Annotated in this window: 11 protein-coding genes; 7 read left to right on the top strand and 4 right to left on the bottom strand. The window is 55.6% G+C overall.

All coding sequences use genetic code 11. The features are described from left to right. Positions 1-151 precede the first annotated feature (151 nt). From FHT28_RS35640 to FHT28_RS35630, 3 genes are read right to left on the bottom strand one after another with little or no spacing between them, the layout of a single operon-like run. On the bottom strand, positions 152-667 hold the full coding sequence (locus tag FHT28_RS35640) for a hypothetical protein (protein ID WP_246705058.1): 516 nt from the start codon (positions 665-667) through the stop codon (positions 152-154). 11 nt (positions 668-678) lie between these two features. Continuing rightward, positions 679-1,707 (bottom strand): cyclopropane-fatty-acyl-phospholipid synthase family protein, encoded by a 1,029-nt coding sequence (locus FHT28_RS35635; RefSeq protein ID WP_168598899.1) that lies wholly within the window; start codon positions 1,705-1,707, stop codon positions 679-681. A gap of 3 nt (positions 1,708-1,710) precedes the next feature. Then, complete coding sequence (locus tag FHT28_RS35630; RefSeq protein WP_168598898.1) at positions 1,711-2,511, bottom strand: DUF1295 domain-containing protein; 801 nt, start codon at positions 2,509-2,511, stop codon at positions 1,711-1,713. A gap of 171 nt (positions 2,512-2,682) precedes the next feature. Between FHT28_RS35630 and FHT28_RS35625 the strand changes: the two genes are divergently transcribed. Genes FHT28_RS35625 through FHT28_RS35605 form a run of 5 tightly spaced genes read left to right on the top strand, consistent with a single transcriptional unit; the run spans position 2,683 to position 6,954 of the window. Further along, positions 2,683-4,053, top strand: a complete 1,371-nt coding sequence (locus FHT28_RS35625; RefSeq protein ID WP_168598897.1) for an NAD(P)/FAD-dependent oxidoreductase — start codon at positions 2,683-2,685, stop codon at positions 4,051-4,053. Beyond that, positions 4,050-4,883: a DUF1365 family protein gene (locus tag FHT28_RS35620; RefSeq protein ID WP_168598896.1), complete on the top strand. Its 834-nt coding sequence runs from the start codon at positions 4,050-4,052 to the stop codon at positions 4,881-4,883. The genes FHT28_RS35625 and FHT28_RS35620 overlap by 4 nt, the downstream gene beginning before the upstream one ends. A 19-nt stretch (positions 4,884-4,902) precedes the next feature. Further along, a complete protein-coding gene (locus FHT28_RS35615) occupies positions 4,903-6,102 on the top strand; it encodes a cyclopropane-fatty-acyl-phospholipid synthase family protein (protein WP_246705059.1) in 1,200 nt (399 codons plus the stop codon). 28 nt (positions 6,103-6,130) lie between these two features. Beyond that, the gene (locus FHT28_RS35610) at positions 6,131-6,502 is read left to right on the top strand and encodes a DUF2147 domain-containing protein (RefSeq protein WP_168598894.1); all 372 of its coding nucleotides are present in this window, start codon (positions 6,131-6,133) and stop codon (positions 6,500-6,502) included. A gap of 32 nt (positions 6,503-6,534) precedes the next feature. Further along, complete coding sequence (locus FHT28_RS35605; RefSeq protein WP_168598902.1) at positions 6,535-6,954, top strand: DUF2177 family protein; 420 nt, start codon at positions 6,535-6,537, stop codon at positions 6,952-6,954. 39 nt (positions 6,955-6,993) lie between these two features. Here FHT28_RS35605 and FHT28_RS35600 read toward each other — a convergent pair whose 3' ends face one another. Further along, a complete protein-coding gene (locus tag FHT28_RS35600) occupies positions 6,994-7,494 on the bottom strand; it encodes a TspO/MBR family protein (protein WP_246705057.1) in 501 nt (166 codons plus the stop codon). 135 nt (positions 7,495-7,629) lie between these two features. Between FHT28_RS35600 and FHT28_RS35595 the strand changes: the two genes are divergently transcribed. Both FHT28_RS35595 and FHT28_RS35590 read left to right on the top strand, forming a co-directional pair. Beyond that, positions 7,630-8,283: a sigma-70 family RNA polymerase sigma factor gene (locus tag FHT28_RS35595; protein WP_168598893.1), complete on the top strand. Its 654-nt coding sequence runs from the start codon at positions 7,630-7,632 to the stop codon at positions 8,281-8,283. After that, positions 8,280-8,930, top strand: coding sequence for a ChrR family anti-sigma-E factor (locus FHT28_RS35590; protein ID WP_168598892.1), 651 nt, complete (start codon positions 8,280-8,282; stop codon positions 8,928-8,930). The genes FHT28_RS35595 and FHT28_RS35590 overlap by 4 nt, the downstream gene beginning before the upstream one ends. Positions 8,931-9,322: the final 392 nt, after the last annotated feature.

Here is a 9,322-nt window from a genome sequence, read left to right as displayed (position 1 = left end):
CCTGGAGCGCAAGTTACTGTACCGCTTATAAAAATTTGCACAAATATATGCTGCTTGAACGACAGGGTCGGCGGTTCGCATACCTTCAAGAGCTTCAGGTCGAGCGCGTTCAATGAAGAACTTTGCCGCGCCGTTCGCGAGTTCGGCTCGTTTAGAAAGAGATGTTTTCGGATGCTGTCCCAGCATAGCGTATGCCGATAAGAGTCATCAGGCCGGCCACCGCAAAAACGTTGATGCTCGATAGTATTGCGATCTGATCGGTGGTCCACGGAAAGACCGGCTCCTTGAGCTTCCACCAGCATATCGCAAAGCAAACGAATATGAAGCAGGCAAGACCCCGCTGCCACCATTTCTCAACGGGCTGGAATGAGACCAGTGTCAGCGCCATACAGGGTGCAAGGAAGAGAAGCGTAGCAGACGCTCTTCCGAAAACGATGGATTCGCATACTGTGTCGACCGTGCCGATCATTGGCAGCGCCAACCGCGCACTGAACGGTGATTTTCTAGCTATCAATGGGATCGTCAGAAATAAGGGGATCGCGGCGAGCGTTATGGCTGACATTCCGACACCATCGCCAACCAGCCACCAGACATAAAATGGGTAGAAGGGTTTGTTGGCCATGATGACCCAGGCAATAGTGACCGTCGCCCCGGCCCTTGGATCCAACGCCGGCCGCCTCATCCCGCTGGCCTCAGAAGATAGTGGCCTACCCCCCAGACATGACCGTTGTCATGGCCAAACAGGCCCGCGGTGGCTAGGAAAAAGAGCCGCCAGCGGCGCTGCCAGAGCGTGCTGTCCTGGCCATAGACTTTAGCGAAGATCGGCTTGATACGATGAATTTCGCGATCGAAATTGGCGAGCCAGTCGAGCGCCGTCCGGCGGTAATGCGTCCCCGACCAGCGCCATTCCCGTTCAACTGAAAACAGGTCGGCAAAGCGATGCGGCAGATCATGTGCCGGCATGATGCCGCCGGTAAAGAAATGGCGGGCGATCCAGTCGGCCGGATCTTGGTGATTGAAGCGGTAGGAGCGGTCCTTGTGGGTGAAGACATGGAGGAAAAGCTTGCCATGCGGATTGAGCCATTCGCGGACACGCTCCAGCAAGGTGCGCCAGTTGGACATATGCTCGAACATCTCGACCGAGACCACACGATCAAATCGTTCATTGGTCGTGAAGTCGTTCATATCTGCCGTGATGACGGTAAGGTTGCCGAGACCGTGTTTTTGCGCCATGGCGAGAATGTAGTCGCGCTGTGAGGCGGAGTTTGAAACGGATGTAATTCGCGAATTGGGAAATTGCTGTGCAAGATAAAGGGATAGTGAACCCCAGCCGCAACCCAGCTCCAGAATACTGTTTCCATCCTTGATTTCGGCATGCTCTACAGTTTCGGCAAGTGCATAAGTCTCGGCTTCCGCAAGCGTCGTATGGGGGGATGGGTAAAGGCAGCAGGAGTATTTTCGTTGAGGCCCCAGGGTTAGGCTGAAGAACTCGGCCGGGACTTCATAATGCTGTCGGTTGGCCTCATCGGTGTGTGTCGCTACCGGAAAATTTCCCATTGCCTCGACAAACATATTTTCCGCATCTTGCGAAGTCGTCGATAGACGGTGTTTGGTGCGCGCACATAGATAATCTATCCCAGCCAGCGTCATACTGTCTGTAAGCGGCGCGCGCTCTGCAGCATTGATCGCAAATGCCAGCATATTCATCGGCTATTCTCCTTGAGAAACGAATTTGGATTTGCGTGGACCTGGGAAGAAGGCGTTCACGCGCTGGCGTAGAGCTCGAAATTTATCGCCGCGCGAGCGCAACATATGCTCTTCCAGTGGCGGAATTCCGGAAACATGCACTAGCAGCCAGTACATCAACGCTGGCGCCAGCAGCGTTAAAAGGCTGATGGGCGAACTCGTGATGGCAAATAGCGGCAGGCAGCACCAGAATAGCCATTCGAAAAAGTAGTTGGGGTGGCGAGAATAACGCCATAGGCCCGTTTCGCAGATCTCGGTCTTCGCTTCTGGCCTTCGACGAAACCGAGAGAGCTGCGCATCCGACATTGCCTCGCCCGCGAGGGCTGCGGCGGCAAGTACCACGGCAACGATATCCGTTATAGACGGATAAGCCTTGTCGTTCAGCGCAGCGAGATAGACTGAGAATACGAGGACGAAGGCCGCAAACGCCTGAACCTGCAGAAAGATAAACAGCCGCAAGCTGGCGCTGGCGCCCCAGTCCTCCATCAGTTTGGCATAGCGTGGATCTTCGCCACCACCTTTGGTGCGCGCTCCAATATGCCAGGCTAGCCGCAGCGCCCAGGCTGCCACGACCAGGATTACCGTCATCCGGCGCGCGAACGGACCTTCTGCTGAGACGGCGGCGAAGATGCCACCCAAGCCGACAGCTGCAGACCAAATGGTATCGATCCAGCCGCTCTTGCCGGTTGCACGCTGCGCGATCCAGGCACCGGTCATGGCCAGCGATATGCCGCCGGCGATGATCATCAGAAGAGGCCAATCCATCCGTTGCTCGCATTGATGCGCTGCTATGAGGTTACGCCTTATTTACGGACGATCTTTGGGACCGGTTTCATAGCGCTCGAAAAAAAATCTCAACTTTTGCGAAACCAGCCGTCATCGCCCTCCGTATCTGTCTTGAAAGCAAAGAGCTTATTGCGGGAGACGAGGGGTTTTATGGGTCACTACGATCGAAACGGCGGCCGCCGCCTGAACATTGCGATTATAGGAAGTGGCATTTCGGGACTTTCGGCTGCCTGGCTCCTGTCAAGGCGGCACGACGTGACCGTCTTCGAGGCCAGTGATCGCATCGGTGGCCACAGTAACACGGTCAACTTCGAAAGCGCCGCGGGTCCTGTATCCGTCGATACCGGCTTCATTGTCTACAACGAGGTTACATATCCCAATCTGACGGCTTTGTTCCGCGCGCTCGACGTGCCGACGGCTGCCTCCAATATGTCCTTTGCCGTTTCGATCAACGATGGCGCCTGTGAATATTCCGGTGGTACGGGTCTCGGTCTCTTCGCGCAGAAATCAAACATTGTCCGCCCGCGTTTCTGGTCAATGATGCGCGATCTGGTGCGCTTTTATCGCAATGCCCCGCGGGACTTGCCCGACATGGACGGCATTTCGCTTGATGATTATCTCTCGCGCAACGGCTACGGCTGCGCCTTCCGCGATGACCATCTTTATCCGATGGCTGCGGCGATCTGGTCTACGCCTGCAATGCAGGTCGGCGTTTATCCGGCAGCAAATTTCGTGAAATTCTGCAGTAATCACGGGCTGTTGGAACTATGGGGCCGCCCTGTATGGCGCACTGTAAGGGGTGGCAGCCGCGAATATGTTGCCCGCATGACCAACCGTTTCGCCGACCGCATTAGGTTATCGACGCCAGTGAAGGTGATAAGACGCCGACCATGGGGCGTCGAACTTGAAGATGGCATGGGCGGCCACTACGCTTTTGACGATGTCGTGATTGCGACCCATGCCGATCAGGCGCTGCGTATGCTTGTGGATGCAAGTCCCGAAGAGAACCGCATTCTCAGTGCTTTTCGCTACTCGCGGAACGAGGCGGTCCTCCATGGCGATGTGGGTTTGATGCCAAAACGGCGGGCGGCCTGGTCCAGTTGGAACTATGTGGCCGATACGCGGGATGGGCCAATTCAGCCCTCCATCACCTATTGGATGAACAAGCTGCAGCCGTTGGGTGCGGCACCGCTGACCTTCGTCACGCTTAATCCGCGACAGGCGCTGAAGGAGGAAACCGTCATCTGCCGTGAGACATATGAACATCCGGTTTTCGATCTCCTGACCGATCGCGCACAGAAGGAAATCTGGTCGCTTCAAGGTGTCCGCAATACCTGGTTCTGCGGCGCGCATTTCGGCGCGGGTTTTCACGAGGACGGCATTCAGGCGGGCCTTGCGGTTGCCGAGGATCTTGGCGGCTTGCGGCGGCCCTGGCAGGTGCCGCAGGAAAGTTCCCGGATCGTGCGCAAGCCGATTGTTCGCTTCGCCGAGCTGCCGCTGGACGTGGAAGTTACCGCATGAGTGCGGAACTTCAATCTGCGCTTTTTTCCGGCCTGGTCACGCATGCGCGTGTAAGGCCGAAGCAGCACAAGCTGAGCTACAGGATCTATTCTCTGCTGCTCGATCTTGATGAGCTTGACCAGATCGATCGGCGGCTTCGACTTCTCTCTGTCGACCGCTTCAACCTTTTTTCCTTCTATCGCAAGGATCGAGGTGATCGCTCGGGGGACGATCTGAAGAAACAGGTCGAGACGATTATGCGTCGCGCCGGGGTCGAGCCGGACGGCGGTCCGGTGCGATTGCTGACCATGCCGCGACTGTTCGGTTGGGCTTTCAATCCGCTCAGCGTGTTCTTCTGTTATTCGAAGGATGCGTCGCTCAAAGCCATCCTCTGGGAAGTGGACAATACGTTCGGTGAGCGCCACGGCTACATGATCCCGGTTGAGGCGAACGACGGGCGGCAAATTGTTCAACAGTGCGACAAGGCCTTCTACGTCTCGCCCTTTATGGACATGGATCTACGATACCAGTTTCGCGTCTTGCCACCAACTGACGTTCTTTCCATCCGAATCGAGACTTTTGATTGCGATGGGCCGGTACTGACAGCCAGGCATCTGGCCCGCCGCTGCGAGCTTACGGATCGCGCATTGTTACAGGCATTTTTTGCCATCCCTTTCCTCACACTTCGTGTTGTGGGAGGCATCCATTGGGAAGCGCTTAAGATCTGGCTGAAAGGTATCGGCTTGCGGATACGCCCCCTTCCTCCTGAAAACCCTGTTTCGTTCGTTCGCCCATCTCCCGCTGAAGGGAAAGCAAGCAATTCCAAGGTTGAAGTTCATGAGCCATTTTGACGATTTCTCCGGCGCTCCGATGCGCGCGTCCGATAGCATCGAGGGGTTTGGTCTGGTCGGCCACCTTCTCATGAGGTTGTTGCGCGACGTTCGCTACGGCCACGTGAAGATTTCGTTGCCATCAGGGCAGGTCGTCGAAAAATACGGCGCTGAACCAGGGCCAGAGGCTATCATCAACATGCGGCGTTGGCGCCTGTTGCCTCGCCTAATGCTTGCGGGAGATATCGGCTTTGCGGAGAGTTACCTCAATGAGGACTGGACGACTCCCGATTTGACCGCAGTCATCCGCTTCGCGGCCAAAAACATCGAAGCGTTAGGCCCGGCTGTTGAAGGCAGCGCGATGATGCGGCTCTTCAACAGGGCAAAACATCTTGTCAACGCCAATACGAAGCACGGCAGCCGTCGCAACATCGAGGCACACTACGATCTCGGCAACGAATTCTACAAGCAGTGGCTCGACCCCACGATGCAGTATTCATCAGGAATTTTCGACAATTCTACATACACCCTCGACGCCGCCCAACAAAAGAAACTTGATCATATTCTGCAAAAGCTTGACCTCGATCATAACTGCAGTGTTTTGGAGATCGGCTGCGGCTGGGGTGCTCTTTCTATATTCATGGCAGCCGGTGCCAACGTCAAAGTGACTGGCATAACCTTGTCACCTTCGCAGCTTGCCTGGGCGAGGCAGACGGCCGCAAATTTCGGCGTGACAGAGGTGGTGGACCTGCGCCTGCAAGATTACCGTGATCTTAAAGGCCAGTTCGATCGGATCGTTTCGATCGAAATGTTCGAGGCGGTCGGCGAGGCCTATTGGCTGGAATACTTCGCAACCTTGAAACGTTGCTTGAGACCAGGTGGCAGGGCTGTGCTGCAGGTGATCTCAATTGATGAAAAGCGTTTTGATGCCTATCGGCGCGGCTCCGATTTCATCCAGAAGTATGTTTTCCCCGGCGGCTTTCTGCCCTCCGATCCCGCATTGCAGGCGGCTGTTGAAAAGGCCGGCTTCAGGCTCACCGCAAGAGAGCATTTCGGCAAATCCTACGCACGGACGCTTCTTGAGTGGCGCACCCGTTTTCATGCGCGCTGGCCGACCGTCGCTGCCCTCGGCTTTGACGAGCGGTTCCGTCGCCTTTGGCACTACTACCTTTGTTATTGCGAAGCCGGCTTTGAGGAAGGGAGCATCGACGTGGGGCTTTATACACTTGAGCACGCATGAAGGTCGGCGGTTAGAAGGAGATCCAGGCATGAGAGCGATGATTGGAGCGATTGTTTATCTGGCCGCAGCATCTGCAACTAATGCGCAAGGTGCCGAAATCGAGGGCCTGTGGGCTCGCGCAGATGGCAATGCCAAAGTGAGGGTTGCCCCCTGCGGATCGGACATCTGTGCAACAAATACCTGGCTCAAGCCGGGAACGCCAAGCGAAAGGGCTGGTGACAAGCTGGTGATGACGATCAAGCCCAGTGAAGATGGCATCTATTCCGGTGAGGCTTTCGATCCCCAACGTTATTTGAGCTACAGGATCACGGTGAAAGTGGAAGGTGATCGGATGTCCACGAGAGGCTGTGTTATTGCCGGCCTGATTTGCCGCGGTGTCGATTGGACACGCATCCGCTGATCGACCGAAGGAAGGCCGCTATGGAGAATGTCGTGAAAACCTATGTTGTTGCCTATCTCGTCACGTTTGTCGTGTTCGTCGCCATCGATTTTATCTGGCTGAGCAGCATGACGGATCGTCTTTATAGGCCTGTAATGGCAGAGATGCTGGCAGCGGACTTCCGACTTGTGCCAGCTGTTGCCTTCTACCTGATTTATGCGTTCGGACTTACGGTTCTCGCCGTTCGACCCGGGCTGATCGGAGAGTCGGCCCGGACTGCAATAGTGTGCGGCGCGATGCTCGGCTTTACGGCTTATGCCACCTATGATCTCACAAATCAGGCGACACTCAAGAGCTGGTCGATTGTTCTGACGTTAGCCGATCTTTTTTGGGGTACAGTTCTCTCAGGTCTTGCCGCCGGTTGCGGACAATGGATAACTGCGCGTCTCCTGGGGTCTTTTCCACACGGCTGAGGATCTGGCGCACAGTGCTATTCGCGATAGCTTGCCCATTCAAAGATTTAACCGCCAGATTTCGAAATTGAGCGCTATCGCGAAGGCAACCCAAACAGCGAGAGGTGCGAGGCTGTAAGCAGCGATTCTGTCGAGAAGGCGAAACTTGAGGATTGTGAGGAGGATCAAGATCCACTGCGGAACGATGTTGATAAGCCCAAGCAGTGGGCTATGGAGCGCAAAGAATGCCCATGACCATGCGGCATTGAACGCCAGCTGCAGATAAAAGAAAATGAGCGCCACCGACTTTTGCGGTTGCTCACCTGCAAGTATCCATATGCGCCAGACTGCAAAGGACATAGACGCGTAAAGGAAGGTCCATGCCGGCCCAAAGATCCAATTCGGTGGATTGAATGCGGGCTTGGCAAGGCCTGCGTACCAACTCTCAATGTTCGGCAAGGTTGCCCACTGTCCGAGAAGAAGGGTTAGGATGACCGGGATCACCGCGAGGCCGGCCTTCACCAAAGGCTTTTGTTGGTCCACTGTTTTTCGCGGCATCATGATCTCTCTTCTCGCCCGCTTCCTGCACGGCATTTGCCAAGCCGAAGCCTTTGTTGCTGCGGTTCAAATCTGATACGTGAATTTTTTGGAATCGGATCATGGGATCCAATTGGCATTGCTCCTCGTAGAAAGCGCATGAATGTTCCAGCACCGCCTATCGATAGCCGTGGCAAACAGAACGGCATCATCGCCTTCGAAAGGAGACGAGCGGTGACGACCTTGCCCGAGCACGATCCATTGTCGCGCGAAGCGGTCAACCAACTTGTTCTGGCGATAGCAACCCGTCAGGATCGGCAGGCCTTTGCCGAGCTCTTCAATTTTGCAGCGCCCAGGATCAAGGCGTTCATGATGCGCTCGGGCTCGACAGCTGAAAGTGCCGAAGAAATCGCCCAGGAGGCGATGCTTATGGTCTGGCGCAAGGCCCCTTATTTCGATCCGACGCGCGCCAGTGCGATGACATGGATTTTCACGATAGCCCGCAACTTGCGGATTGATTTTCAGCGGAAATCAAAGTCCGCAAATCAGCCGTATGGTGGCGAAACTGAGGTCATGCAGGCCGCTGAACCCACGCCTGAAGAGATTTTGTTTATCAGGGCGGATGAGGAAAAGGTTCGCGCCGCGCTTAAGGCTCTGAGTTCCGAACAGGAGGAGATCATCAGATTGTCCTTTTTCCGTGATCGCCCTCACTCTGAAATTGCCAGGGAATTGGATTTGCCGCTCGGCACTGTGAAGTCTCGTATTAGGCGGGCACTTGGAAAACTTAGGGATATGCTGGAAGAAACACTATGACGAACAAGCATCATCCCAGTGATCAGACACTGCTGCGTTTTGCTGTAGGCACGTTGCCGGTTGGTCCCTCACTCGTTGTTGCCGCTCATTCGAGTGGCTGCCCTTTCTGTCAGAGGCGCGTTGCGACATTCGAGGCCGTTGGCGGGGAGATGCTGATCCGGACGGAACCACAGGCGCTTTCTCCTCGGGCTCTTCAACAAACACTTGCGCGTTTGGATCTAGACGGGAAGCCCAGCCACATCGCGCCGCGTCGCTCACCGGCTTCTGTCGATGGCATCATTCTTCCAAGCCCACTGGCTGGTTGCGAAGTAGGTCCCTGGCGTCCCGTGGGGCCGGGGGTCAGGCTTAGCCGCATTCGCGTGCCTCACGCGCCAGAAGCGAACGTGATTCTGCTGAAGGTAAAAGCGAATAAGCACATGCCGGCGCACGGGCATACGGATCTCGAGGTGACGCAGGTTCTGAAGGGATCGTTTTCGGATGGCAATAATCGCTACGAGCCGGGTGACTTTGTCGAGGGTGATGATGAGACGGATCATAGCCCGGTGATCGGCAGCGACGGTGAGTGCATATCCCTGGCGGCGATCGAAGGACATGTCCGCTTTAAGGGGTTTTTCGGCAGATTGCTCGGGCCTTTTGCCGGGATCTGATTGCGTTTGACCGAGTGCTCAGGGTGGTGGGCGTCAAATCGTTTACTGGGAATAATAATTCGTTCCGATCATTTCGGTTCTGGAGTTCAACGGAGACGGGCGCGGATAGTAGTAGGGTTGAGATAGAATAATCCTTGCAGAAAGACCAATGCAGGGCAGCTTTGAAGAAAATCTCAACTCGGACGTACATGCTATTCGAGGGTGGCGTCGTGTCTGGATGGCGCCCGCTTGGCAAGGTGATTTCGGCGATGTTTGAGCTTGGCGGGTCGGGTGCAGTCATGTCTCCGGCCTGTAAGTGCGGTTTGATATGACCGCTGGCCCTGATGTTTTGCGCTCAAACCGATCCCTATCACCTTATCGCGCTTTGACGCGCTATACGCTACCACGGGTCC

This window comes from Rhizobium sp. SG570 (assembly GCF_012275345.1).
Taxonomy (GTDB): domain Bacteria; phylum Pseudomonadota; class Alphaproteobacteria; order Rhizobiales; family Rhizobiaceae; genus Rhizobium; species Rhizobium lusitanum.
This window is presented reverse-complemented; position numbering and strand designations above follow the sequence as displayed.

Coding starts and splice junctions, on each gene's coding strand:
- FHT28_RS35635 (WP_168598899.1), bottom strand. CDS start 1,707: ATGAATATGCTGGCATTTGCGATCAATGCTGCAGAGCGCGCGCCGCTT.
- FHT28_RS35630 (WP_168598898.1), bottom strand. CDS start 2,511: ATGGATTGGCCTCTTCTGATGATCATCGCCGGCGGCATATCGCTGGCC.
- FHT28_RS35625 (WP_168598897.1), top strand. CDS start 2,683: ATGGGTCACTACGATCGAAACGGCGGCCGCCGCCTGAACATTGCGATT.
- FHT28_RS35620 (WP_168598896.1), top strand. CDS start 4,050: ATGAGTGCGGAACTTCAATCTGCGCTTTTTTCCGGCCTGGTCACGCAT.
- FHT28_RS35615 (WP_246705059.1), top strand. CDS start 4,903: ATGCGCGCGTCCGATAGCATCGAGGGGTTTGGTCTGGTCGGCCACCTT.
- FHT28_RS35610 (WP_168598894.1), top strand. CDS start 6,131: ATGAGAGCGATGATTGGAGCGATTGTTTATCTGGCCGCAGCATCTGCA.
- FHT28_RS35600 (WP_246705057.1), bottom strand. CDS start 7,494: ATGATGCCGCGAAAAACAGTGGACCAACAAAAGCCTTTGGTGAAGGCC.
- FHT28_RS35595 (WP_168598893.1), top strand. CDS start 7,630: ATGAATGTTCCAGCACCGCCTATCGATAGCCGTGGCAAACAGAACGGC.
- FHT28_RS35590 (WP_168598892.1), top strand. CDS start 8,280: ATGACGAACAAGCATCATCCCAGTGATCAGACACTGCTGCGTTTTGCT.